At 47.1% G+C, this 24228-nt stretch carries 25 protein-coding genes and 1 pseudogene; 18 read left to right on the top strand and 8 right to left on the bottom strand.

The window, feature by feature from the left end:
• The first annotated feature begins 249 nt into the window (after positions 1-249).
• From FPL14_RS29285 to FPL14_RS29250, 8 genes are all read left to right on the top strand, one after another.
• A complete protein-coding gene (locus FPL14_RS29285; RefSeq protein ID WP_182301064.1) occupies positions 250-1053 on the top strand; it encodes an SDR family NAD(P)-dependent oxidoreductase in 804 nt (267 codons plus the stop codon).
• Between the two features lie 362 nt (positions 1054-1415).
• Positions 1416-2306 carry a M26 family metallopeptidase gene (locus tag FPL14_RS29280; RefSeq protein WP_182301063.1) on the top strand — a complete coding sequence of 297 codons (891 nt, stop codon included), beginning with the start codon at positions 1416-1418 and terminating at the stop codon, positions 2304-2306.
• A 318-nt stretch (positions 2307-2624) separates the two neighbouring features.
• Positions 2625-3185, top strand: a complete 561-nt coding sequence (locus tag FPL14_RS29275; RefSeq protein WP_182301062.1) for a dihydrofolate reductase family protein — start codon at positions 2625-2627, stop codon at positions 3183-3185.
• Positions 3186-3250: 65 nt separating this feature from the next.
• Positions 3251-4192 carry a peptide-methionine (S)-S-oxide reductase MsrA gene (msrA, locus tag FPL14_RS29270; RefSeq protein ID WP_182301061.1) on the top strand — a complete coding sequence of 314 codons (942 nt, stop codon included), beginning with the start codon at positions 3251-3253 and terminating at the stop codon, positions 4190-4192.
• A 26-nt stretch (positions 4193-4218) separates the two neighbouring features.
• On the top strand, positions 4219-4572 hold the full coding sequence (locus FPL14_RS29265) for a VOC family protein (protein WP_182301060.1): 354 nt from the start codon (positions 4219-4221) through the stop codon (positions 4570-4572).
• Positions 4573-4733: 161 nt separating this feature from the next.
• On the top strand, positions 4734-5366 hold the full coding sequence (hxlA, locus tag FPL14_RS29260; RefSeq protein ID WP_182301059.1) for a 3-hexulose-6-phosphate synthase: 633 nt from the start codon (positions 4734-4736) through the stop codon (positions 5364-5366).
• 2 nt (positions 5367-5368) lie between these two features.
• On the top strand, positions 5369-5917 hold the full coding sequence (hxlB, locus tag FPL14_RS29255; RefSeq protein WP_182301058.1) for a 6-phospho-3-hexuloisomerase: 549 nt from the start codon (positions 5369-5371) through the stop codon (positions 5915-5917).
• Between the two features lie 95 nt (positions 5918-6012).
• On the top strand, positions 6013-6399 hold the full coding sequence (locus tag FPL14_RS29250) for a winged helix-turn-helix transcriptional regulator (RefSeq protein ID WP_182301057.1): 387 nt from the start codon (positions 6013-6015) through the stop codon (positions 6397-6399).
• 175 nt (positions 6400-6574) lie between these two features.
• Here FPL14_RS29250 and FPL14_RS29245 read toward each other — a convergent pair whose 3' ends face one another.
• The 3 genes and pseudogenes from FPL14_RS29245 to FPL14_RS29235 form a co-directional block, all read right to left on the bottom strand.
• A complete protein-coding gene (locus FPL14_RS29245; protein WP_182301056.1) occupies positions 6575-7366 on the bottom strand; it encodes a hypothetical protein in 792 nt (263 codons plus the stop codon).
• Between the two features lie 58 nt (positions 7367-7424).
• Entirely contained in the window at positions 7425-7922 is a 498-nt protein-coding gene (locus FPL14_RS29240; RefSeq protein ID WP_182301055.1) for a hypothetical protein, read from the bottom strand.
• 182 nt (positions 7923-8104) lie between these two features.
• Positions 8105-8272: pseudogene (locus tag FPL14_RS29235) on the bottom strand (spore germination protein); the annotation flags it as partial.
• Between the two features lie 60 nt (positions 8273-8332).
• Between FPL14_RS29235 and FPL14_RS29230 the strand changes: the two are divergent.
• Together FPL14_RS29230 and FPL14_RS29225 are read left to right on the top strand one after the other, a co-directional pair.
• Positions 8333-9289, top strand: coding sequence for a quinone oxidoreductase family protein (locus FPL14_RS29230; protein ID WP_182301054.1), 957 nt, complete (start codon positions 8333-8335; stop codon positions 9287-9289).
• A gap of 5 nt (positions 9290-9294) precedes the next feature.
• Complete coding sequence (locus FPL14_RS29225; RefSeq protein ID WP_182301053.1) at positions 9295-9729, top strand: MarR family winged helix-turn-helix transcriptional regulator; 435 nt, start codon at positions 9295-9297, stop codon at positions 9727-9729.
• A gap of 159 nt (positions 9730-9888) precedes the next feature.
• On the opposite strand, the gene FPL14_RS29220 is transcribed toward FPL14_RS29225, so the two are convergent.
• The gene (locus tag FPL14_RS29220; RefSeq protein WP_182301052.1) at positions 9889-10320 is read right to left on the bottom strand and encodes a VOC family protein; all 432 of its coding nucleotides are present in this window, start codon (positions 10318-10320) and stop codon (positions 9889-9891) included.
• 113 nt (positions 10321-10433) lie between these two features.
• On the opposite strand from FPL14_RS29220, the gene FPL14_RS29215 reads away from it, so the two are divergent.
• The 3 genes from FPL14_RS29215 to ppsA all read left to right on the top strand — a co-directional run bounded on the left by FPL14_RS29215 (position 10434) and on the right by ppsA (position 15010).
• Positions 10434-11381, top strand: coding sequence for a helix-turn-helix transcriptional regulator (locus FPL14_RS29215; RefSeq protein ID WP_182301051.1), 948 nt, complete (start codon positions 10434-10436; stop codon positions 11379-11381).
• A gap of 292 nt (positions 11382-11673) precedes the next feature.
• The gene (locus FPL14_RS29210) at positions 11674-12144 is read left to right on the top strand and encodes a DinB family protein (protein WP_182301050.1); all 471 of its coding nucleotides are present in this window, start codon (positions 11674-11676) and stop codon (positions 12142-12144) included.
• A gap of 271 nt (positions 12145-12415) precedes the next feature.
• Positions 12416-15010 carry a phosphoenolpyruvate synthase gene (gene ppsA / locus FPL14_RS29205; RefSeq protein ID WP_182301049.1) on the top strand — a complete coding sequence of 865 codons (2595 nt, stop codon included), beginning with the start codon at positions 12416-12418 and terminating at the stop codon, positions 15008-15010.
• Positions 15011-15165: 155 nt separating this feature from the next.
• Here ppsA and FPL14_RS29200 read toward each other — a convergent pair whose 3' ends face one another.
• Positions 15166-16653 carry an MDR family MFS transporter gene (locus FPL14_RS29200; protein ID WP_407644633.1) on the bottom strand — a complete coding sequence of 496 codons (1488 nt, stop codon included), beginning with the start codon at positions 16651-16653 and terminating at the stop codon, positions 15166-15168.
• Positions 16654-16824: 171 nt separating this feature from the next.
• Here FPL14_RS29200 and FPL14_RS29195 point away from each other — a divergent pair, with 171 nt between their 5' ends.
• The 4 genes from FPL14_RS29195 to FPL14_RS29180 all read left to right on the top strand — a co-directional run bounded on the left by FPL14_RS29195 (position 16825) and on the right by FPL14_RS29180 (position 19974).
• Positions 16825-17721: a TetR/AcrR family transcriptional regulator gene (locus FPL14_RS29195; RefSeq protein WP_182301048.1), complete on the top strand. Its 897-nt coding sequence runs from the start codon at positions 16825-16827 to the stop codon at positions 17719-17721.
• Between the two features lie 839 nt (positions 17722-18560).
• A complete protein-coding gene (locus FPL14_RS29190; RefSeq protein ID WP_182301047.1) occupies positions 18561-19130 on the top strand; it encodes a dihydrofolate reductase family protein in 570 nt (189 codons plus the stop codon).
• Positions 19131-19389: 259 nt separating this feature from the next.
• Complete coding sequence (locus FPL14_RS29185) at positions 19390-19569, top strand: ArsR/SmtB family transcription factor (protein ID WP_182301046.1); 180 nt, start codon at positions 19390-19392, stop codon at positions 19567-19569.
• A 75-nt stretch (positions 19570-19644) separates the two neighbouring features.
• A complete protein-coding gene (locus FPL14_RS29180) occupies positions 19645-19974 on the top strand; it encodes a methyltransferase domain-containing protein (protein WP_182301045.1) in 330 nt (109 codons plus the stop codon).
• Positions 19975-20508: 534 nt separating this feature from the next.
• Here the strand turns inward: FPL14_RS29180 and FPL14_RS29175 are convergent.
• A complete protein-coding gene (locus tag FPL14_RS29175) occupies positions 20509-21168 on the bottom strand; it encodes a hypothetical protein (RefSeq protein ID WP_182301044.1) in 660 nt (219 codons plus the stop codon).
• Between the two features lie 693 nt (positions 21169-21861).
• Between FPL14_RS29175 and FPL14_RS29170 the strand changes: the two genes are divergently transcribed.
• Positions 21862-22218 carry a hypothetical protein gene (locus tag FPL14_RS29170; RefSeq protein WP_182301043.1) on the top strand — a complete coding sequence of 119 codons (357 nt, stop codon included), beginning with the start codon at positions 21862-21864 and terminating at the stop codon, positions 22216-22218.
• On the opposite strand, the gene FPL14_RS29165 is transcribed toward FPL14_RS29170, so the two are convergent.
• Positions 22208-23083 (bottom strand): carbohydrate ABC transporter permease, encoded by an 876-nt coding sequence (locus FPL14_RS29165; RefSeq protein WP_182301042.1) that lies wholly within the window; start codon positions 23081-23083, stop codon positions 22208-22210. The genes FPL14_RS29170 and FPL14_RS29165 overlap by 11 nt on opposite strands.
• Positions 23084-23100: 17 nt before the next feature.
• Positions 23101-24030 (bottom strand): ABC transporter permease, encoded by a 930-nt coding sequence (locus tag FPL14_RS29160; RefSeq protein WP_182301041.1) that lies wholly within the window; start codon positions 24028-24030, stop codon positions 23101-23103.
• Positions 24031-24228: the final 198 nt, after the last annotated feature.

The raw sequence follows: 24228 nt of genomic DNA, 5'->3' as shown, positions 1-24228 counted from the left end.
TATCGCGTCCCATAAAATTTGGTGCTGAATGAAACTAAAAATTTTCATGCATAAAATTAATGCTTCTGCTAAAACATACTCATCGTGGAAAAACACACGACGCTTCAGGTAAGAACCGTCCGGATTCCATCGGAAAATTTGCTTTTGCCGCCGTCAAATCATTTCATTGCGTACAACGCACGCAGCCGGACGGCATCGTTACGATTCAAGTTATGTAAATCTCGGAATCATCGAATAAGGGAGGAAAGCATGCACAATGACATCCGAAAAACCGCGATCGTTACCGGTGCCAGTAGCGGTATAGGCAAAGGGATCGCCATCGTGCTTGCACGCGAGGGGTATGTTCTCTCTACCGTTTACCGATCGAACGATGAAGGGATTCGTGATCTAAGGGGGATTGTAACGGGTAGCTACGGAAGTCGTTTGCATGCAGTCAAGGGAGACTTATCGGATCCTTGCTTCGTAGAGCGCTATGCAAGGGAAGCGATAGATGCCTTAGGGAAAGTTGACCTTCTCGTTAATAATGCTGGGGTAGGATATGCGGCAAAACTGACTGAGATGAAGGCGGAAGATATACTTTCTTTTATCAATGTTGATTTCGTCGCCCCTATTCTTATGATGAAAATCGTCGGCGGCCATATGCTGGAGACCGGCATTAAGGGGAATCTAATCAACATTACCTCGACGAGAGCGTCGCGTGCCTATCCCCATGATTCGTTATACGGTGGAATGAAGGCCGCTCTTCAACGGTCTAGCGAATCTATCGCGATCGAATTGGCCATGAATGGCATCCGCGTCAACAATGTGGCGCCCGGCGCGACGGAGCTAGAACGGGTGGATAATGAATACTACGAAAAACTAGGTCAAAAAATACCGCTCCGGAGGGTCGGTAAACCGGAAGACATTGGCGAAGCGGTATATTGGTTAGCATCCGATGCCGCATCCTATATTACCGGCGTAAGCCTAAAGGTGGACGGCGGTTTAATCCTCCCGGGCATGCCGGAAAAAGAAGACGAAACGACGAAATATTACGATTGGAGGCCCGTTAAATAACTGTTCGCCGGTTCATAGGACAATATGAAATTCCCTTTTCGGTATAGACGTCCTAGGAAGCCAAAAGTGTTGACCAAATTGCATACGCCGAAGCTTGAGAATTATAACAAGTCGCGAATATCGCGGCTTTTTCTATTTATGGAGTTCTGAACCGCTTGAAGCTTCAACGTACTCCTCTGCGAAACCATGAGATAGTAAGGAAGGTTGTTATATTATCATAAATATTCAGAATATACCCTGTAACCTTAAATTTCCAACATTATATAATTAGTCCTGTAACTGGTCGCCGCAAAGGGGGGGATACCTTAGAGGATTGAAATTATTGTAATCGAGGTTTTATAAAATGAAAAGGAGTTGATCGCGTGAAGAGGTTATTGACTTTCATTATGGCAATCGTTCTGGTTTCCTCATTAGCAAGCCAAGCCATTGCAGCAGCACCGAACGCAGATAATACATGCGAGCAAACCGGTGATGGATCAAAGAAATTGCCTTTTGTGATATGCAATTACGGGGACTTCCAGTTGGTTCGTTTGAATCCGTCCGCATATTTCGAGCTGGGTCAGGATCTCGATCTTAGTTTCCTGGAATGGGTTCCTATTGACAGTTTCTCTGGCGTCATTGACGGAAATAATCACGAGATCTTGGGTTTCCGTGGTATGGGGAACGGGTTGTTCCGTCGTATCGAAGCAGGCGGCGTTGTGAAAAATTTGAGGATAGAGAGCGCCTCCATTAGAGGAGATTCTAAAGTCGGCGCCATCGCAGGGCTAAATTTCGGGATCATAGACAATGTGGAAGTTCAAGGGACAAGCATAACCGGATTGGAGCACGTCGGAACAATAGCCGGATATAATAACGGCATAATTCGAAATAGCCGTACCTTGTTCTATGTATGGGTCACCACAACTTCCGGCGGCGGTGGCATCGTCGGCAGCAATGATGTCAATGGTGTTATCAATGAATCTTCGACCGACAAAGTGTCGATCATCGGCGATGCTCTTCTCGGCGGCATAGCGGGCGTCAACTCCGGTAAGATTAAGAAATCGTCCGCTAAAGGCGTTATCTACGCGGCTACCACTGGGCCGGCTTACGTCGGAGGTATTGTCGGGGACAACAAGATAGGAGGGAAAGTCCAGAAATCGGAAGCCGAGTTCAATATATATCGCCGCTCGAACGAGTTCGTCGGATTCGTATACGGGAGAAACGAAGGTCACGTGACGAACAGCACAGGCTACGGTCAATTGCTGCCGTATTAGTTGTCGAACGCGCGCTTCATCGATGGATGAGGCGGCTGTTTTTTTTAAGTGAACTTGGAAGGAACCCGGCAGGACCGCATACCATTTTCTTGTCAGTCACTGAGGGAAAGAACTCTGATACTTCCAATATGTGTTAATATAAGAATGGATGTTTCTTAGCTCGATTTCAGGGATTGGGTATACTCTGGTGGACAAGTGGAAGTTGGATAAAATTGGATGATACTTAGCTCCATAAACGAATCGTTCATCACCATATGAATCGGCAGAACAAGCAGGCCTTGGTCTCGTTGGAAACTGAAAATTGGAGGGCGTTATTGAATGGCTAAACTGATCTACCCTGTTAACGTATCTTTGGACGGATACATTGAGGACGAGCGCGGCAATATCGAGTGGTCGATCTCCGATGACGAGACGTATGCGTTCTGGACTGACTTCCAGCGGACGATTGGCACCTACCTATACGGGCGTCGAATGTACGTGTCGATGGCGTACTGGGAGACGGCGAACGCCAGCGGCGATCTACCGGAGGAAAAGCGGGAATTCGAGCAAATCTGGCGAGCGGCTGAGAAGATCGTGTATTCCCGGACGCTTCAAACGGTGTCAAGCGCCAAGACTAGGATCGAACGCGGATTCGATCCTGATGCGATCCGGAGGTTGAAAGAGTCTTCAGGAGCCGACATTACGATTGGCGGCTCCGAGTTTGCTGGGCGGGCGATGAGCGCGGGTCTGATCGACGAGTGTCATCTACTTCTTAATCCTATCGTCCTGGGTGGAGGTAAGCGAGCATTCCCGGACAACCTCAGCATGAGGCTCGAGCTGCTCGGTGAGAGACGCTTCCGAAGCGGCGTTGTTCATCTCCACTACCGCGTGATCGTCTGACGGCGACTATTGAAGTCAAGCCGCTGGCCCCTATACTAAGAGGAAGGAAGAGAAGGGGGGGCAAGATGATTAATTACATTAATCCTCGGGTTGAAATCGCCACATTCGCAGGCGGCTGCTTCTGGTGCATGGTGAAGCCGTTCGACGAGCTGCCCGGTATCCGGTCCGTCGTCTCGGGGTACACAGGAGGGCAGACAGACAATCCGACCTACGAGGAAGTAGGCCGCGAGACGACTGGCCATACGGAGGCTGTGCAGATTACGTTCGATCCGGAACTATTCCCCTATGAGCGTCTGTTAGACATCTATTGGCAGCTCATCGACCCGACCGACGCCGGAGGGCAGTTCTATGACAGAGGCTCTTCCTACCGAACGGCGATCTTTTATCATACGGACGAGCAGCGTAGGGCCGCCGAAGCCTCGAAAAAGGCGCTGAAGGCCAGCAAAAGATTCAAGAAACCGATTGTAACCGAGATCGTGCCGGCTGGAGCCTTCTATCCTGCAGAGGAAGAACACCAGCGCTATTATCGAAAAAATCCTTACGAATACAAGATGTATATGGATGGATCGGGACGCAAGTCGTTCACGGAAAGGCATTGGATGACGAAAAAGGACTTGGAGAGCTTGCGCAAGCGGCTTACGGAGCGGCAATTTGAGGCGACGCAGCATCGCGTCTTTGCCAAGATAGCTGAGAACGAAGCATGGGACATGTCGCTTCGAGGGCTTTTCGTCGATGTCGTGAACGGAGATCCGCTCTTCTCGACTGCCGATCGCTTTGAATCCGTAACCGGTTGGCCAAGCTTTAAAAAGCCGGTCGATGAAGGTTTTATCCGAAGAGAGGCGGAGATTCGAGGCGGCGTTGCGCGCACGGCCGTTATCGGGCGGCTTTCGGGCATTTTTGTCGGGTATGAGGAATTGTTGCCGGAAGAAAAGGCGACTGAAACAGGGATTCGGCGGTACTACCTAGTCAACCCGGATTCGGTGAGGTTCGTTCCAATTCACGACTAATCCGTTTTATGTTTGGGAGGTTTGAAATGAAGGTCAAACGAATCGTCGCCAATATAAATACGAAGGATATCACGGCAGCTAAAAGCTTCTACCAGGATGTGCTCGGCCTTGATTTAAGGATGGATCATGGTTGGATCAGAACTTATGGTTCGAACGAGGAGATGAGCATTCAAATTAGTTTCGCCTCGCAAGGTGGCTCAGAAACGCCTACGCCTGATCTATCGATTGAAGTCGATGATGTCGATGATGCTTTAGAAGGGATGAAGAGAGCTGGATTTCCGATAGAATATGGACCTGTTGATGAGCCTTGGGGCGTTCGACGATTCTATGTCCGCGACCCGTTTGGCAAACTTATCAATATTCTTGCTCATGAACAATAGCTGAATAAGCACCGCGGAGCTTTAGAAACTAACGATTTCTAGTTTTGACGGTATCCTCCGGGTAACTATCGCACGCCAAAGTGCCTACTTTCCGAATCGGGCGTACCCCTTTACAATGGGGCTTGCAACGACAACAACCCGTACATGAGGAGAGTGCACCTATGGAACTTCAATTAGCATTGGATCTCGTCGACATTCCCGGCGCAAAACAATTGGTCGCGGAAGTGGCGGAACATATCGATATCGTGGAAATCGGAACGCCGGTTGTCATTAACGAAGGGTTAAGAGCCGTAAAGGAAATTAAGGAAGCGTTCCCTAATCTACGAGTGCTTGCGGACTTGAAAATCATGGACGCGGGCGGTTATGAAGTCATGAAAGCTTCCGAAGCCGGAGCGGACATTATTACCGTTCTGGGCGTATCCGACGACTCGACGATTAAGGGCGCCATAGCCGAAGCAAGAAAACATGGGAAGAAGATCATGGTGGACATGATCAACGTTAAAGATATCGAAGATCGGGCGAGAGAGATCGACGCTTTCGGGGTGGATTACATTTGCGTTCATTCCGGCTACGATCATCAAGCGGACGGGAAAAACTCCTTCGAGGAGCTGGCGGCGATTAAACGCGTCGTGAAGCAAGCCCAAACGGCGATCGCTGGCGGGATCAAATTAGACACGCTTCCGGAAGTCATCGGCGCGAAACCGGATTTGGTCATCGTGGGCGGAGGAATCACCGGACAAGCGGATAAAAAATCTACTGCAGCCGAAATGAAAAGATTGGTTAGCGGGGTCTAGCCGTGATCGACGCGAAAAGAATAGTAAACGAACTTGTACAGTCCGTATCTTTGATCTCCGTAGCGGAAGCGGACAGATTGATCGCCCTCATCGGGCAATCGAGGAAAATCTTTCTGGCGGGTGCCGGAAGATCGGGATTAATGGGCAAAGCGTTCGCCATGCGTCTCATGCACCTCGGCATCGCGACGTACGTAGTCGGGGAAACGATAACGCCAGCCATCGCCGAAGGGGACTTGCTGATTATCGGTTCCGGCTCGGGAGAGACGAAAAGCCTCGTGTCGATGGCACACAAGGCGAGAAGCGTCGGCGCGGCTTTGGCCGTCGTTACGATCCATCCCGAATCCACATTGGGCTCGCTGGCGGATGTTGCGGTCAAGCTGCCCGGAACGCCTAAGGACAAAACCGAAGCCGAATATGGCACGATACAACCGATGGCTTCCCTTTTTGAACAGACGCTGCTCATCTTTTACGACTCGATCGTAATCCGTTTGATGGACAAGCAGCGGTCCGATTCGGGCCGCATGTTTCTCAATCATGCCAATCTGGAGTAAAATAGGGTACAATAGAAGTCTGACATGAGCCTGAACGATGTCCTCACCGCATGCGGTGGGGACTTTCATACTTGGATCGAAAGGGGACGGAGCGCATGCCGGTTGACATCAAAGATCGCATTAACCTGAAGGAGATCAATTGCGAGAAGGAGCTTACGCTTGCCGTGATCGGCGGCAAATGGAAGCTGATCATTTTATGGCACCTTGGGCTTGAAGGAACCAAGAGATTCAGCGAGTTAAAGAAGCTGATTCCCAACATTACGCAAAAGATGCTTACGAATCAGTTGAGGGAATTGGAAGAAGACCTGTTGATCGTAAGAAAGGTATACGCCGTCGTGCCTCCCAAAGTGGAATACTCCTTGGCCGAATATGGCGAAAGCCTGTTTCCGATACTGCGAATGATGTACGACTGGGGAAAAGGTTACGGCGACAACGTTATCTGGAAGGGATCGAGACCGCCGAGCGATTGTCAACCGAAGTGAAGACGGAAATTCAGGTCGAGTGCAGCGGCAGCCAAGGACGAGAAAAAAAGTCCTGGACTGCCGCTGTTTTTGTACTAATGCCGCTCGTAATTTACTTTAAAATATTGAATGGAAGATGATATTCCGGACAGCGAAAATGAAAACGGCCGCCGAGACGTTCTCGACAGCCAAGGCATTATTCGGTCATGGATACGGTCTGATTCTTAAATTCGCATTCTAATGCATGGAGCAAATGCAGCATTTCCAGTTGGGCTTGAATTTGCGCCATTGTTTTTTGCGCGTCGGCCAATTGATGATTTAGTTCATTAAATATATTCGTTTGAAGTTGATTTTCCGTAATTTCGATTTCATTTAATTGTTTTTCGAGGTTTTCCGTTATAGGCTCTTTCGATTTTTCAGCTACCGTAGCTTTTGGTGTCGCTTTTGGTGAAGCTTTCAAGGTTGCTTTTTGAATTTCTTCTTTTACGAATTGTCTCGCTATCCTTATTTCGCGTTGAATTTGTTGCCCGGTGCTTTTAATTTCACTTTGTATATCTTGCTTGATTTTGTCATTTGTTTTTTGATAAGATTCCTGAAGCTCTTTTCGCTGCGCATGCAATAAATGTTTAATCCAATCTTGCATATTTTCATTAGTTTTTTTTAAGTGTTTTTGATTTTCTTTTTGAGAATGAATAACTCCTGATTGAATTTCGCTTTTTAATTTTTCAAAATCGTTGTGGTATTGTTTCTCGAACTTTCTTTGGATTTCTTTCATTTCATCTTGAAGCATGTTGACGGAAGTTTCTTTTTTTTGTTTGTACGCTTCAAATTCGAGAGCAGCCTCGATATCCGTTTTTGCTTGTAACCGATTTCTTAACGGAGAAGGAGCTTGTTTTGGGAGGGCGGAGTTTTTATTAGAAAGGGATCTCGGAATAACGACTCCAATTGCTAACGCCAGCAAGATCGCGATCAGGATGGTTATGAGCATTTTTCCATTTCCCTTTCTTTAAAAAGGGGCTACGTAAGCCTACGCAACCCCTTGTGGTTTATTGAATTGTTGTCTGATTCATGCTGTTTTGGTTCATGTTGCTTTGGTTCATATTTTGGAAGCCGGAGTTTTGTTGCGTCATTTGATTGGCTTGTTGTTGGGATTGCTGGATAAGCTGTTGCATTTGGCTTAACATTTGAAAAGATTGAACGGTTTGATTGGCTTGATTCAAGGTTTGGTTCGCTTGTTGGATAGACTGTTGAAGCTGTTGGATGGATTGTTTCTGTTGGTTTTGAATTTCAGTGCTGAATTGGTTCATTTGTCTGACTAGTTGATCGAGCTGTTGTTGATTTTGGCTTGTCGATCCCGACGAAGCGGAGCTCGAGCTTTGATTAGACGATAGCTGAGCTTGAGACAAAATTTGTTGCATTTGTTTAAGCTGATTCTCTAATGGAGAAAGCTCATTCGCTACTTCCGTCTTAACGGTTTCCGCGATTTCCGCCGTCACTACCGATTGAGCCGTGGATTTTAATACCTCGTCTTTTTTGGAAGTCATTTTTGTTAAATTCCTCCTAAGTTGATTTGTAACCGTATAGTAGTATGTGTTTGGAAATGACTTTTATCCTTTGCATTCGTGACTGTTTCTTCGCCCGCTGCTAAGGCTCTTTTCTTTGTTATCAGGTCGGAATTTTTTTTGAAATGACCTATGAGTAAGTCACGCGCTGACGGCGCGGCCCCGATACCACCGATGATACCAATGGTCTGACCGATCTTTGTTGTAAGCCTTGCGCCTGCTTCCCTGAGAAGCTCAATCGTTTCTTCCATTAACAACGCCTCATAGATGGGAGGGAATGGAACTGTCTCAGTAACATTGGCAAAAGAATGTGCATTTTGCACATAATTTATGCTATACTAATTGTGTGCAAAATGCACATAAACCTTAGGTGAAAGAAGGGCATAAACGCTATGAAGGCAGCAGTCGTGAAGGAGAAGGGAACAATTCCCGTAATGAGTCGTTTTGATTTCCCCGTCGCGTCAGATGGGCAAGTTTTAATTCACGTATCGGCAACAGCCTTGAGTCGAGTTAGCAAGTTCCGTTCAATGGGTATGCACTACTCATCGGAAGTTAACTTTCCGATAGTGGCCGGTATCGACGGTGTTGGAACTTTGGAAGATGGGACTCGTGTTTACTTTGCTCTGCCTACTGCACCATACGGCAGTTTGGCTGAGCAAACCATTGTCAATGAAAAGCTGACTGTCCGGTTACCGGATAATATAGATGATCTTACTGCTGCCGCGATCGCCAACCCTGCTATGTCGTCATGGGCTGCATTGGTATTTCGAGCACGTTTCAGCTCTGGTCAAACGGTTTTGATTAATGGCGCCACTGGGGCATCCGGTAGCTTGGCAGTTCAGATTGCTAAGGGCCTGGGGGCCAAGAAGGTCATTGTAACGGGACGCAACGAATCGAAGCTGCAAGCACTTGGAGCCGATGAGGCCATTGCATTCGATATGACAGCCGACAACGGACAAAATAGGTTTGAAAACGCCCTAATGCCAGTCATTGCCGAAGGTGTCGATGTGATATTGGATTACCTTTGGGGCGACAGCGCATTCGCCATCATGTCGGCACTTGCTAAGTCGAATACGGATCGTGCTACCCGTTTTGTAAGTATTGGAACTTCATCAGGACAAGAGAACATTCATTTACCTTCATCTATTTTACGCTCATCAACAATCGAGCTCGTAGGCAGCGGAGATAAGAGCGTTTCTAAAGCTGATATGTTATCCTCTGTTAAAGGCGTTTTCGGAATGACAGCCGAGGGGAAGATAAAAATGGACACAACGGAGTTTGCTCTAGAAGAAATCGAAGAGGCTTGGAATGCCCCGTTGACGCCTCGTCCAGTTGTAAGGGTGAAATAGAAAAAATGGAAAACGAGATTTTTAGAACGCTGATTGATTTAGTTTCCATTATCAATCGGCCAGACCGTGATAAGAAAATGATTGCAGCTGCTGGCGTAAATCTGGATGCAGCTACTTTTCGCGTCTTCGTTGGCATCGCGCATCTCCAACCGACAAGCGTCGGTGATTTGGCTGCCATGATGGGGAAAAACTATTCGAGCGTTAGTCGGCAAATCGATAAGTTAGAGACCACCGGGCTGGTTCATACTTATCCATCAAGTTCGGATTCTCGGATTCGTGTGTCTGAGTTGACGAATTACGGGGAGGAAATCAACGAAATGATTAGCCTCGCCCGTGAGCGCAAAATGCGTGAAGCTTTGGCTGATTGGACTCTGGCGGAAAAAAGCGGCTTATCTAATCATTTAAGACGTTTATTCGAATCGCTGCAAAGGCTCGATTAGTGAATTTTACCGGACAAAAGTTGAGCCCTTTTGGTCGTTTTGTCAACAGTAGGGGCTGCTATTAAATCGTGAGAGACCATTCCTAGCTTAGGAATGGTCTCTCTGCAAAAGGTTGATCATTTTCTGTTACAGACTGCCGCCGGACAAGGCCTTTTATATTCAGCTCCAACTGCTAGTTGTATCATTCATGAACAATTGGAACGTAATGTTAAATCGATCTTTCACTATTCCGAAGCAGGGACTGAAATCAGTTTCTTGCAACGGGAACACCACTTGCCCTTTTTCGCTCAATCTATTGAACATTTCTTCAATATCGCTTTGTTGCGTCGCCGTAATGCAAATATTCACCTGATCTCCGACAACATAAGGTTGCCCCGGAAAGAGGTCGGCGACCATCATATCGTTTTCTCCGGTTTGCAACACGGCATGGGCAATGCGGGTTTTCGCTTCTTCAGGCAAACCATCGGCATCCTTGCCTTCCCCGTACGTAGTTTTGTACAGCAATTTCGAGTTCAAAGCTTCCCGGTAAAACTCAATCGCTTCCGCAGCTTGTCCATCCAGCATAATAAACGGCGTTGTGCGCATTGACATTTAAACATCTCCCTTTAATTTTAATTGTCCAATTTTTATTGTTTTGGACTTCATTAGCATCGTATCGTACAATAGTGACAATTCTTGTCGTAATACATGAAAAGGAGTTTATAATGGCAAAGTCCAAAAGACTGATCGAGATTATGATGGCCATCAACAAAAAGAAGTCTTTCAACGCCAAAGAGCTTGCCAGTGAATTTGGAGTTTCCACGCGGACGATTATGCGGGATATGCAGGAGTTGAGCGCGCTGGGGGTTCCTTTTTATTCGGAGGTCGGTCAGCATGGGGGATATAAAATGCTAAACGAGAGAATGCTGCCCCCGGTTGCTTTTACGGAAGGCGAAGCGCTTGCCGTATTTTTTGCCAGCCATGCATTGAGGCACTACGCGTATCTTCCGTTTGTGGCGGAAACAGATTCCGTGTTGCGGAAATTTTACTCTTATATGTCGGAAGATATTCGGGACCGAATCGACCGGATGCGGGAACGATTTGATCTGGTTACGCCGATGAGACATGCAAGCACGCCTTATTTGAGCATGTTGCTGGATGCTGCGATCGATCAAAAAGTAGTGCGCATGGAGTACGAATCGAAACAGCATAAGCGAACAAGAGACGTCCAGCCGATCGGAATTTATGCCAGCAACGGGTTCTGGTATTGCCCGGCCTATTGCTTTCACCGCCGCGATATCCGCTTGTTTCGCTGTGACCGGGTTAGATCCGTTGAACTGTCCGAACAGAAAGCGGTCGATTTGACGCAAGTGCATACAGGAAACTGGGAGTCTTATCTTGAAGAGGAAAGTCCGGCAATTGAACTTTATGTAGAGCTTACTGCAACAGGGGTGCAGAGATTCGAGTCCGAAATGTGGCCGGCGCACAAGATGCAAATTCATGTTCGAGAAGACGGCACAGGATGGCTGGGCCATCAAGTCCCCGCGAGCAGCCTTCCATTTTTCGGCCAATTTTTTATTGGATTGGGTACGGATGCAAAGGTAAAAGCGCCAACCGAGTTGATCCATATTATGAGAGAAATGCTGGACAAACTAATGGAGCAATATCGGTAAATGGTGCGCGTTACGGTCGCGCCTCGGACAACGCTCCGCTTGGATCGGGCACCGGGCTAGGACTTGCCATTTCTCAAAGTATTTGCCCGATTGCATGGCGGCGATCTCACGCTTATCCACGACCAAGGGCATTATAAGTTTCGTCTGGAGTTCCCGATTTACATATAGATCGGAAATGGGATCAAGTAGCAGATGAGATGAGGAAATGTTTTCCGTGAGTTGATTTTGATTATCTTGAGCCTTAAACTTCATAGTAAGAACAATCCCTTTAATAAGTGAGATGATATTGACAGTGAATGCTATAGAGATCATTATATTGAATTTTGAAGAAATTCGCCGTAGAAGTATAAAGGTGTGGAGTGGAATTCCTGAAGACCGTTTGGATTGGCAACCCGATAATAAAGCCATGACCATTAAAGAAATGATACGTCATGTCTTGGATAGTGAACATTATTATCATCTGGCTTTGATTAACAAGGGAAGTTTACCTTCCTATGATTCTCCTTTTGATAATCGTTTATTTTCTTCGGTGGAAGTTGAGTTGGCCTTCGCCGAAACTTATAGAAATCAATTCATAAATACTGTTAGATCGTTCTCTCAAGATGACTTGTCAACTGTACGGATTGATCGAAGCGATGTGGGATACGTTCGGACATTAGGAGATATGTTAATGAGGATTGCATACCACGAATCTGTTCACACTGGTCAATTGTTGGATTACCTGAGGATAGCGGGAATAGAACGCCCAAAAGTCTGGGATTAGGTTTTAATTCTGTAGAACATATTCAGTACAAGTAGACGCTGATTATTGGCGTCTTTTTTTTTGTAACGTGTTAGTAGAAAACAAAAAAAGAACCTAGAACGGCTGTCCAGGTTCTTTATATATTGCACTTAAACAGACATGATGTTATAATCAGATTCCAATTAAATTAAGACAAATGCACAAAATTATCCTATCTTACACTCTTATCGTACCACTCCGGTGAGCTCTTGTCAATTGTTTTTCTCAATTTAATAGTGAGGAGCGATGTTGGATGAGTACTTTGGTTATCGATTTTCAGGAATTGGAAAAAACGCAGCTTTGGCTCGTTGGCGGAAAAGGGTTGAATTTAGGGGATTTATCAAAAATTCAAGGGATACAAGTACCGGAAGGATTTTGTGTTACCACATTAGGGTACCAAAAAGCCATCGAACAAAACGAAACGTATAATGATTTGTTGGGTCGACTAACTCTGCTTGACCTAGAGGATCGAGTTCAAATTGGTGAAATCAGCAGAAAGGTTCGACAAACCCTTACGGAAGTAGATATCCCTACCGATGTTGTGAAAGCAGTCGCTCGCTATCTTTCCCAATATGGCGAGGAAAATGCTTATGCAGTGCGTTCTAGCGCGACAGCCGAAGATTTGCCGCATGCCTCTTTTGCCGGTCAACATGATACCTACTTAAATATTATCGGGAAAGACGCGATCTTGCAGCATATCAGCAAATGTTGGGCTTCCCTGTTCACGGAGCGCGCGGTCATCTACCGTATGCAGAATGGATTCGATCACGGGCAAGTTTATTTATCCGTTATTGTTCAAAAGATGGTTTTCCCTCAGGCTTCAGGGATTTTATTTACCGCCGATCCCGTTACTTCTAACCGAAAATTGCTCTCCATCGATGCCGGTTTTGGACTGGGAGAAGCCCTGGTATCAGGCTTGGTTTCTGCCGATTGTTATCAAGTGAAGGAAGAGGAAATCGTCGAGAAGAGGATCTCATCCAAAAAATTCGCTATCTATGGAAGGAAAGAAGGCGGAACGGAGACAAAGAAGATCGATCCTGACCTGCAGATGTCTCAAACGCTCACTGAGCAACAAATTTTACAACTGGCACGCATAGGAAGACGGATCGAAGCTTATTTTGGCTGCCCGCAAGATATCGAATGGTGTTTGGCTGAAGAAACATTTTATATTGTCCAGAGTCGGCCGATCACTACTTTATACCCGATCCCCGAAGCAAATGATCAAGCAAAACACGTCTATCTATCCGTTGGTCACCAACAAATGATGACAGATCCCATAAGACCATTGGGATTGTCTTTTTATTTGATGATTACTCCTGCACCTATGCGTAAAGCCGGTGGGAGGTTGTTCGTTGATGTTGCATCTAGGCTGACTACATCTGCCGGCCGGGAAACTTTATTAAATACCGTGGGATCCGATCCGCTCATTAAAGGAGCACTCAAGACCCTAATAGAGCGGGATTTTATAAAATTGTTACCCAATGATCAAACAACACCGATTCCGGGCAGAATTCATACAGATTTACCAGCGCAATTCGAGGACGATCCGACAATCGTTTCTCGTTTCATTGAGCGAAGTCAAGCATCGATAGAGGAGTTAAAACAGAACATCCAAACAAAATCGGGATTGGATTTATTTGATTTTATTTTGGAAGATATCCAGCAATTAAAGAAGATCTTATTTGACCCGCAAAGTTCGGCTGTGTTTATGGCTGCTATGAACGCTTCATCATGGATCAATGAAAAAATGAACGAGTGGCTAGGCGAAAAAAACGCGGCAGATATTCTTTCTCAATCTGTACCCCACAATATTACTTCGGAAATGGGACTCGCGCTATTGGATGTCGCGGATGTCATTCGCCCTTATCCGGAAGTAATTGATTATTTGCAGCATGCAAAAGAAGATAACTTTTTGGTTGATCTGGTTCAGTTTGAGGGGGGAAGTAAGGCCCAAGACGCCATCTATGATTACCTCAGCAAATACGGAATGCGCTGTCCCGGAGAAATCGATATTACGAAAACCCGTTGGAGTGAAAAACCAATTACGCTTGTCCCCATGATTCTTGGCAACATCAAGAACTTTGAGCCTAATGCCGGAAAACGAAAATTTGAGCAAGGACGCCGGGAAGCCTTGGAAAAAGAACAAGAGTTACTAGATCGATTGAAACAATTACCGGATGGGGAACAAAAAGCCAAAGAAACAAAACGAATGATCGATCTCATCCGAAATTTCATCGGCTACCGGGAATATCCGAAATACGGCATCGTCAGTCGCTATTTCGTTTATAAGCAGGCTCTACTGAAAGAAGCCGAACGACTCGTTCAAGCTGGGGTCCTCCAAGACAAAGAAGATATGTACTATCTCGCTTTTGAAGAACTTCACGAAGTCGTACGCATGAATAAACTTGAGGATCAAATCATCAACAAGCGAAAAGAGGATTACGAATTTTTCGAAAAACTAACTCCCCCGCGTGTCATCACGTCTGATGGCGAAATCATTGAGGGTAAGTATAATCGAGAAAATATGCCGCCTAACGCGATCGTAGGTTTACCTGTTTCTTCCGGAGCGATAGAAGGAAGAGCTCGGGTCATTTTAGACATGGAAAACGCCGATCTGGAAGACGGAGATATATTAGTCACCGCTTTTACCGACCCTGGCTGGACACCCTTATTTGTATCTATAAAAGGTCTAGTCACCGAAGTTGGCGGACTGATGACCCATGGAGCAGTTATCGCGCGTGAATACGGCTTGCCGGCAGTTGTTGGGGTGGTAAATGCGACCGCACTAATCAAAAATGGGCAACGAATTCGCGTAAATGGGACGGAAGGGTACATTGAAATATTATAATGCTTGAATACGTCATGTAAGAATCCCTGATTCATTTTTGTCGGAAGCCAAGAACTTGATCCCATTCCCGGCGGATGATAATAGTGAACTCATTAAGACGCAACCGCAGCCGACCAAGAGATCGGCTGCGGTTTTTATTAAACTATCGGGCAGAATCAGTGACCGGCCAGCATACTCTCCTCCGCCCGCACTTCGCCGGATCCGCTTTTTTGCGCGACCGGTTTGACGCGGCGGATGAACAGGCTGAGCACGAAGCCGGCGATCGCGAAGCCCGAGGTCAGCAGGAAGGTGTCGCCGAACGCGCCGACAGCTGCTTCGAGCGGGTTTGGGCCTTTGTAGGCTGTCATGACTTTATCGCTGTGCGTGGACAGATAGCCAGTTAGACCGGCTACCGCGAAAGAGACGATGACCTGCTGGGCCGAGTTAGTGAGCGGGGTGACGCGGCCGACCAGATCCTTGGGCGCTGTATTGAGGATATAGGTGTTCATCGTCATCATCGACAGCCCCATTCCGCAGCCGAGCAGGAACAGGTTCAGCATGATGACATACAGCGGACGGTCGAGCGTGATCTGCGACATGATTAGCAGCGCTGAAGAGATGAACAACGTACCGGTGATCACGATCGGTCTCGCACCGATACGGTCGAACAGACGGCCGCCGATCGGCATGCAAAGCATGGAGCCCAGCGCCTGCGGCAGCAGGACGAGGCCGGTCTCAAGCGGTGTGTAGCCCTTGACTTGCTGCAGCATGAGCGGGAAGAGAATGATGGAACCGAACAGCGCCGCATACAGAATCCAGGACAAGATGATGCCCTGCGTGAACGCGAAGGTGCGGAAAACGCGCAGCTCCAGCAGCGGCTGACGGTGCCTCAACTCGACGAAGATGAACAGCAGCAGTGCGATGCCGCCAACGATCAGGCCGGTCAACGTCCGGGAGGAGCCCCAGTCCGTGCCGCCCTCGCTAACGCCGAACGCTAACATGGCGAAAGCGACAGGGCCGAGGATCATCCCAAGAATGTCGATCGCCGGCGGTTTGCCTCGTTCGAATACGGGCAGGTAGCGCCATGCGACGATCACGGCGGCGATGCCGATCGGCAGGTTGATCAGAAAAATCCAGTGCCAAGATACATATTCGACGAAGTAACCCGACAATACCGGTCCGAGCGCGGGCGCTAGCAGAATCGGGATGCCGAGAACTCCCATGACGACACCGCGCTTCTCGGGCGGCGAGATGCGGAAGACGAGTGCCATGCCGATCGGAGCGACCATTCCGCCGCCGATCCCCTGAATGATGCGGAATAGGACGAGCTGTTCCGTGTTCGTCGCGAGCGCGCAGAGCGCGGAGCCGAGCGAGAACAGTACGATCGTCGCGATGAAGATGCGCTTGGAGCCGAACTTGTCGGTCATCCAACCCGCGAGGGGGATAACGGCCGACAGCGCCAGCGTATAGCCGGTGACGGCCCACTGCAGTTGATGCAGGGTCGTACCGAAGTCGTCGACCAGCGTCGGGATCGCTACGTTGACGACAGTTGTGTCAAGGATAACCATAAACATGCCGATAATAACGGCGAGGAGCGGCGGAAGTAGCTTGAGCAGCGAGAAGGGTACAGCGACGTCTGGTGAGGCCGAACGCGAATTTTCCAAATTGATTTCATCCTTTCCGAAATAACGGACTTGAACCTTGACGGAATCCTGATTTTCCGTTAACGTTTTGACTATGCAGTTTTAATAAAAACCGATCAGTCAAAAAAGTCTACAGGCCTATTTGTATCGCGTTAAGCAACGTTTGTCAATCTTTATTTTTCTGGAGGGCCTATGAGTATTCTCAAAAACAAAATCGTAGAGTCGGCAGAGCGAATGTTCGCGGAGAGGGGCTACGAGGCGACTTCCATCCAGGATATCGCGGACGACTGCAGTATTGCCAAGGGCTCGTTATACAAGTTTTTTCCATCTAAGGAGGACCTGTACATCGAGATCATGGAGGTACATTTCGCACGAATCATGGAGGAATCCGAGCGAATCGGCGAGCGTACGGAGCTGACACCGCGCGAATTGTTCGTCGAGGAGATCCGCCATCAGCTCGACTACTTCTTCAATCACGGCTTGTTCGTGGCCAATTCACTGAAGGAGAAGCCGCCGATCTCTGGCGACAAACTTGGTCCGCTGCTCTTCCGCAAGCGCGCCAGACTCCTCAACTTCAATCGCGGGGTGCTGCAACGCCGCTATGGGGAGGCGCTCGAGCCCCACGTCTGGGATGCGGTCATAATCCTGAATTCGATCGGGAAGGAGTATCTTCACTTGATGAAGACGTTCGCTAAACCTCTATCGATACCGGCGCTTGCGGCGTACTTCGCCGACCGGATGGACGATCTGGTTGCGGGCTTGCTCGCCCGGAAGGCGCAGCCGATGCTTCCGGCCAGCTTGATGAAGGAATTCGAGTCCGAGCAGCCGGAGACGCTGCGGGAATCGATCGAGCGCTGCGGCGCCGTGATACTCGAGCAAGCGGCCTCCACGATCCGCGAGCTGAGCGTGCCAAATGTGCGAAAGCGGGAGCTGGAGCAGATCCTGGAGTTGCTTCGGGAAGAGGGGGGGAAGGACGAGCCGAGGCGCTTCCTCGTCACGGCGCTGCTGAACGAGTTGGCGACCGAGCACGAGCTGGCGCCTTATGCTGCGCGAATGCGCCTGTGGGCGGAGCAGGTGCTGAAGGCTTAGGATCTTCTAGCGTATTTTTTCCCATTCGCACATTGCGGAACTGAAAACTAATCCTACACCGGTAATGGCAAGGAATTTGCCGGCATGCTGGCGGTTGAGGCGCGGTTATACTTGGACGGCGGTGGGAAGGTGCGGACACGCGCTAAGATGGGCTTTAAAACAGCATAAGGATCGTAGGAGATTGAGGCTAAAGATTACCCGCGCCGATTTCGACATACCTGATTAACATAGCTCCGAATTGGGCAAGTGTCGGGTGTCAAAAACATAGTCCCACCATTAAAAGTCGCGTAAATCGCGGCTTTTTCTATTGATGGGATCAAGTTCTTCTCCTTGATTGGTGACAATAACTTGATCCCATTCCCGTTTGCGAGTACAGGTGCGAGGCCGCGGTATGGCAATCGCAGGATTGGTATGCGGAATCGTCGCAACGGCTCTCAATGTACTTGCCTTTGTTATCTCGTTCGTGGTTAGCTTCACGAGAGCTATAAATAACGTGTAAACACAACATTACCGCTTTCCCGAAACAGGGAAAGCGGTCAGACTGTTTAGAAAAACTACTTTTGGGACCTTGCTAAAAGGAATGTGTATAGATTTATGGGGTATTGTCGGATGTCAAGAATGTGTACTGATTGCTGCTTGATAACAAGAATATGTACCTATTCCCGATATTTCAATAAGCTAACGGGCAGTTTTGCTCAGCATGGCTGTCTGCAAAAAAATTCATATTCCCCCTTGATCCTTACGTAACGTAATGATTTATTATGAACGTAACAGCAGGACGAAAAACTGGCCAACGGCCAAAAAAAACAAATAAATTCGAAGTCGGAGGAGAAACGGACATGAGAAAACTCGTATTGTTCATGCATGTGTCGCTGGATGGGTATGCGTCAGATTCGAACGGAGGACTGGATTGGATTCCGTACAACGAGGAATTAGAGAAATACGCGGAGGAGGTCGTAGCCGAAGTCGGCTCACCCGTATACGGACGTACGACGTATCGGATGATGGAGAGCTACTGGCCCACGGTGCTGGATGATCCGAATGCGTCGAGGCACGGCATGGAGCATGCTAAATGGTTGCAGGATGTTAAGAAGATCGTCATTTCCGGCACGATGGACAAGGCGGAATGGAACAATACGATGGTGATCAAGGACAATATTGCAGAGGAAATCAAGGCTCTCAAGGATCAACCTGGCAAAAATCTCGTTATCTTCGGCAGCCCGGGGGCTGCGAAGACACTGCTTGAGCTCGGCCTGATCGACGAATTCCTACTGACGATTTGTCCGGTCGTCCTGGGCGGCGGAATATCGGTATTCGACGGGAGCGTCGAGAAAATCAAGCTCAAGCTGCTGTCCAGCCTAACGCTCAAGTCGGGCATTATCGCGACCCGTTATGAGTTGGAGAAATAGTCTACAATAGCTCAATTAATACATAACGGCAGCCGGCCTGAACGATCGGCTGCCGTTTCTCAACTCACTGGCAGTTATGCTTGGTGAATGTCTTAAACTTTACAAGCGAACATATATTCGAGATTATTTCTGCGGGTGAATTTACCATAATTAAGTGGAGGCGAGACTTTGACTTTGCTAAAATATTACCTGGAGCATGGAGTTACATATGGCGCAGTGCCGAAGCATCGACTTGAGAAGCCAATGACGCAGCAATACGGTGGGGGAGCTTGTGGACATTTGCCAATTGAGTCAGCCGGGAGTTTCCAAGCATCTCCGAGTCTTGAGGGAAGCCGGTTTGGTTGCAGTACGATCGGTTGCTCAAAAAAGCATCTATTCTCTGCGTCCGGAGCCGCTTCAGGAAATCGGTTTCACGTCGTCCGCTACTTCTAGGATTTGAATATTCCAATAGCCTGTCAGTAATTAGTTTTGGTTCTATGGCTAATCATTCAAGGATTCAACCGGAGGAACGAAAATGAATAAATCCGAACGTTTCTGGGACAAAACCGCAAGCCAATATGATCAAATCGAGATGAAGGATGAACAGACTTACCGCCAAATCATACAACGAACGAAAAAGCATCTCAAAATAAGCAACTTGGCGTTGGATCTCGGCTGCGGAACTGGATTAATATCCAATGAAATTGCCGAAGATGTAAACGAGATTCATACGATAGATATATCTTCTAACATGATCGCAATTGCCGAAAAGAAGGCAAAAGAGAGCAACATCGCAAATATCAACTATGCCCATACGACCATTTTTGATGATAGGTATAAGGAAGAGGCATTTGTTGGAAGATGAGCATATCGTGCTACTTAGAATAAATGAACTGTTGAAACCAGGAGGATTATTCATTTCTGCAACACCCTGCGTGGGAGAAAAGATGCTTCTGAGAAACTTGTTAAGCTTTGCGGGCAGAGTTGGTTTAATGCCGAGTATAAGACCATTTAAAATACGTAATCTGGTCCATACCATTGAGAAAGGGAATTTGTCAATTGTCGAAACAGATTGCTTGAAGAAGAGTTCTCAAGAATATTTCATTGTTGCTAGGAAGGCAATCATCTAAAAGAGTCTTCGTGTCGGAGATCAAGAACAATGTCCCATAACAAGTCGCGTAAATCGCGGCTTTTTTGTCTAATGGGATCAAGTTCTTGTCATGGACTAGTGACAAGAAACTTGATCCCATTCCCGACGGGAAATTAATTGCACTGGGGCAAGGGTAATTAAGCTAACGGGCAGGCAATAACCGTATCACAAAGGTAATCCAGAGTTTGCAAACAAACAGGCATTAACTCTTACGGTCTTGCTGCCTGTATAAGAAGCGCTCGGAAATTATTAGAACGATGACGGAGTGCTTCCGGGTACGGCGGATATCTCGAATGTAAATCGAACGGGTGCGTCTCCGCCCGTGTCGATGTGATACCAGATTTTCTCAGCAGGAATGACGAATCCTAGAGCGCCGTTCGCTTTGCTGACATCATCGAACAACGTGTCGATTTCCCTTGATTCTACCTCGAAGTAGATACCAAGGGTATTCCCGTTTGTCAGATCAAACGTTTCGTTGAATAAGCCTGTGTTGAAATTATGTGTGTAAGGGTATGTAATGTTATCTTTGTACGTGTAGTAGAGGTCTTGTCGAGGTAAGTGCCATGTGTGGTTCCCGATCTTTACCTTGTAACGCCATTCGTCGTTGCCGCTTTCGTTATCTTCGAACACGGTGATGCTTTTCAGGACAACGATTACCCGGGTCTTGTTGCCTGAAGGGAGAGGGTCGTTCAGCCATAGTGCACCAGGCCAAGCCGATCGAACGGACTGCTCGGAAGGCAGTACGAGTTCAGGCGAAGGATAATCGCTCTCTTCTTCGACGGGAGGAGGCGGATTATCTGTGCCCTCACGGGGCAATGCGAACACCGAAGCCGAGGAAACAGTTAGCGTCATGAGGGTACTGAGCAGAATGAACAACGTCTCCCTCCACTTTTTCTTCATGATTGACATTCTTAAATCTCCTTTCCGGAAATGGTTGGTCTTGCAACTGTATCGTACCGAATATCGTTGTCATTTGACCAGTTACCCCCGTCATCATCGCATTTCCAAACAAGGATGACTTGAATGACAGGTTGAATTACAATATAGTCCTAAAAAACCATTAATTTAAATATTATGTTGAAATTTGCGATTGCGTTTTTTTAAAAAAAGATGCCGTACGAACAATTCGCATCAATAATAAAATATCGATAAGGGAGCGATCCGAGTATCTCCGCGGACCGCCGATCGGTGTATGTTGCTGAATGGGTCAAGGCAGTCAATATAGGGTTAAGAAATTGCCATCAGGATGAATCCTGACGGTTTCTTGAACATTGTACTTCCAGAAACCAAAATAAAAGATCAATCAGCAGGCCCAAAATACGAATAGCGGACCAAGATTACAAGAACATTAAGTCAGATAGAGACATAGAAAGAACAAAAAGACGTTAACGAAACGGGTTCTGGACATTGCAAGCTGGAAATTTTACAGAGAATACAGCGAGTATTCGACTGCATACGAAACACGGATTTCGTGAAGTGTCATCCCTCTGCTTTCACAAGAGTAGTATTTGGAGGAGCGCTTACACTGCTAGGAGTTAGGATGTCGCTAAAAACCGTGCCGCCATATGCGACGCGGGTTTTTCGTTTCGGACTGACAATAAAGTGAACGAATCTCGTCCGATTGGAAGTCCGCGGTTTTTTTCATCTAACGGATCAAGTTCTTACCATTGGGAAATTGTTGGAGGACAGGAATCTATACCGATTGCCGAATGGGTCCAAGAATGTGTTCCGAATGCAGCTATTAAACTTATGTACGATCATTATGCAAATCCCGAAGTACACTTCAGTGATAGGGCAGCTCAATTTTTTCGCGATTTAACAACGGAACGACGTACGGAAGGGGAAAGCCGGTTTCTAAAAAAAAGAAAATTTAACGGTGTTAAGGAAGGTCTAAACTTACCAGGAGGGCATACGCCCTCCAAAGAAATTTTAGTTGTACTACAGCAAGCTATTCCTTAACCGACCCGATCAACAACCCCCTAATAAAGTATCGTTGAAGGAAAGGATAGAACAGAACGATCGGACCGATTGTGACGATCGCTGTCGCCATCTTTATGGATTCGGTCGGAAGATGCGACGTCGACATTGAGTTTGAAGTTGATTGCATCTGTTGAATCATGCTGATCTCCGAATTGAGTTTGAATAGCAAGTACTGTAGTGGGTATAAATTCGGGCGATCGACGAGCATTATGGCATTAAACCAGTTATTCCAGTAGCCGATACCATAAAACAGCGTGATGGTAGCTAGTACAGGCAGGCTAAGCGGAAAAAAAATCTTGAAAGCGATAAAAGCATCATTCGCTCCATCGATTTTGGCTGCTTCGACCAGCGTATCGGGAATCTGCTTCATGTAATTCCGAACCAGGAACAGATTAAATGGATTGAAAATAAGCGAAGGGATAATTAACGCCCATATATTGTTTTGGAGACCAAGCTTGGTGCTCATCATATACCAAGGGACTAACCCCGTGTTGAATACCATCGTTACAAAGAAAAACATGGCAAGGCCGTTGCGGTACCGAACATGCCGCGCAGCCAGCGTAAAACCTGCCATTGATGTGATTATTACTGCAAGCGAAGTTCCCAGCGCAGTGACGGTGATGGAGATCATGTAGCTCTGCAATAACGGAGAATTGCCTGAGAAGAGCAGGCGGTAAGCGTCGAAGGACAGCTCCTTTGGGAAAAAGCTATAGCCTTGACTCTGGATCGAGCGCTCATCCGTTATCGAAACAATGAGCACCAGTAGCAAAGGCAATGTACATACGAAGGATAAAATGGCAATAAACGTTTTGTTGGCGAGATCAAATAGGTTGTAGGTTCGCATATAGACTCCTTTCTCGATTAGAATAGGGAATTATCCGGACTGACTTTGCGCACGAACATGTTTACTCCAAAAACAAGAATGAATCCGACAATGGATTGGTAGAGCCCTACGGCCATCGCCTGAGCAGGGTTGCCTATCGTGCGCATAGCCCGGAATACATACGTATCGATGATGTCGACTGTCGGATATAGCAAGCCGTTATCCTTAATGATTGCGTAAATCATATCGAAGCTGCCGTACATTATTTTGCTTAGCGCGAGTAAGGAAAGAATGATTACCGTAGGCATGAGCAAAGGCAAAGTAATGAATCGGACCTGCTGCCTGCGATTCGCGCCATCTATCGTCGATGCCTCGTACAAGGAGGAATCGATACCTGCAATAGCCGCCAGATAGATGATGAGCGAGATGCCGACCTCTTTCCAGACGTTTACGGTGACGAGAATCGGCACCCAATAACTCGGTTCAGAATACCAGTTCTTCTGCGGAAGGCCTAGCCAATCCAGAGTCTGATTAAGCAGTCCGTAATTTGAAGCAAAGAAACTATAAACGACGTAGCTGATGATGACCCAGGACAGGAAATGGGGAAATAGGATTGTGGATTGCATGATCCTGGAGAAGCGTCGGCCTTTTAACTCGGTAAACAAAATAGCGAGCAATAAGGCTGCAGCTGTTCCGACAACAATAAACAGGAAGTTCAAACGGATCGTATTGAATGTGACTTGCCAAGCGCGATCTGACAAGAAGAAGAATTTAAAGTTATCTAGGCCGACAAAAGGTGATTTCCAAATACCAAGCTTGTAGTTGAACTTTTGGAATGAGATCAAGATATAAGGCAGCGTCAGGTAACCGAAAATGAACGTATAGATAACAGCTGGTAAAGCGAGCGAGTAAGCCACATAATTTTTCTTTAGTTCCTTGATTGGTCGTTGGATGTTGCTCAGGTTCATTCGAAATTCCTCTCCTCTGGATTGGCTTATAACTAAGACTCTATATCTATACTATCCCCGCGTCATTTCGGATTAAACTTTGAATTATTGCTTCCCCAACACTTTTCCGCTACTAGATATTTCGCTTTTTTAAATTAACTTCGATTTCCGGCGATTGAGTATGAAGCGTACTAATTACTTGCTACAATGTTGAGATCA

The sequence above is a fragment of the Cohnella cholangitidis genome, from assembly GCF_014107495.1.
Lineage (GTDB): Bacteria > Bacillota > Bacilli > Paenibacillales > Paenibacillaceae > Cohnella > Cohnella cholangitidis.
Note: the sequence above shows the minus strand (reverse complement) of the source record. Positions and strands in the feature narration are given on the sequence as shown.

Bases quoted from the DNA above. Each gene is read 5' to 3' on its own strand.
- FPL14_RS29285 (WP_182301064.1), top strand. From the start codon at position 250: ATGCACAATGACATCCGAAAAACCGCGATCGTTACCGGTGCCAGTAGC.
- FPL14_RS29275 (WP_182301062.1), top strand. From the start codon at position 2,625: ATGGCTAAACTGATCTACCCTGTTAACGTATCTTTGGACGGATACATT.
- msrA (WP_182301061.1), top strand. From the start codon at position 3,251: ATGATTAATTACATTAATCCTCGGGTTGAAATCGCCACATTCGCAGGC.
- FPL14_RS29265 (WP_182301060.1), top strand. From the start codon at position 4,219: ATGAAGGTCAAACGAATCGTCGCCAATATAAATACGAAGGATATCACG.
- hxlA (WP_182301059.1), top strand. From the start codon at position 4,734: ATGGAACTTCAATTAGCATTGGATCTCGTCGACATTCCCGGCGCAAAA.
- FPL14_RS29250 (WP_182301057.1), top strand. From the start codon at position 6,013: ATGCCGGTTGACATCAAAGATCGCATTAACCTGAAGGAGATCAATTGC.
- FPL14_RS29245 (WP_182301056.1), bottom strand. From the start codon at position 7,366: ATGCTCATAACCATCCTGATCGCGATCTTGCTGGCGTTAGCAATTGGA.
- FPL14_RS29240 (WP_182301055.1), bottom strand. From the start codon at position 7,922: ATGACTTCCAAAAAAGACGAGGTATTAAAATCCACGGCTCAATCGGTA.
- FPL14_RS29230 (WP_182301054.1), top strand. From the start codon at position 8,333: ATGAAGGCAGCAGTCGTGAAGGAGAAGGGAACAATTCCCGTAATGAGT.
- FPL14_RS29225 (WP_182301053.1), top strand. From the start codon at position 9,295: ATGGAAAACGAGATTTTTAGAACGCTGATTGATTTAGTTTCCATTATC.
- FPL14_RS29220 (WP_182301052.1), bottom strand. From the start codon at position 10,320: ATGTCAATGCGCACAACGCCGTTTATTATGCTGGATGGACAAGCTGCG.
- FPL14_RS29215 (WP_182301051.1), top strand. From the start codon at position 10,434: ATGGCAAAGTCCAAAAGACTGATCGAGATTATGATGGCCATCAACAAA.
- ppsA (WP_182301049.1), top strand. From the start codon at position 12,416: ATGAGTACTTTGGTTATCGATTTTCAGGAATTGGAAAAAACGCAGCTT.
- FPL14_RS29195 (WP_182301048.1), top strand. From the start codon at position 16,825: ATGAGTATTCTCAAAAACAAAATCGTAGAGTCGGCAGAGCGAATGTTC.
- FPL14_RS29190 (WP_182301047.1), top strand. From the start codon at position 18,561: ATGAGAAAACTCGTATTGTTCATGCATGTGTCGCTGGATGGGTATGCG.
- FPL14_RS29180 (WP_182301045.1), top strand. From the start codon at position 19,645: ATGAATAAATCCGAACGTTTCTGGGACAAAACCGCAAGCCAATATGAT.
- FPL14_RS29175 (WP_182301044.1), bottom strand. From the start codon at position 21,168: ATGTCAATCATGAAGAAAAAGTGGAGGGAGACGTTGTTCATTCTGCTC.
- FPL14_RS29165 (WP_182301042.1), bottom strand. From the start codon at position 23,083: ATGCGAACCTACAACCTATTTGATCTCGCCAACAAAACGTTTATTGCC.
- FPL14_RS29160 (WP_182301041.1), bottom strand. From the start codon at position 24,030: ATGAACCTGAGCAACATCCAACGACCAATCAAGGAACTAAAGAAAAAT.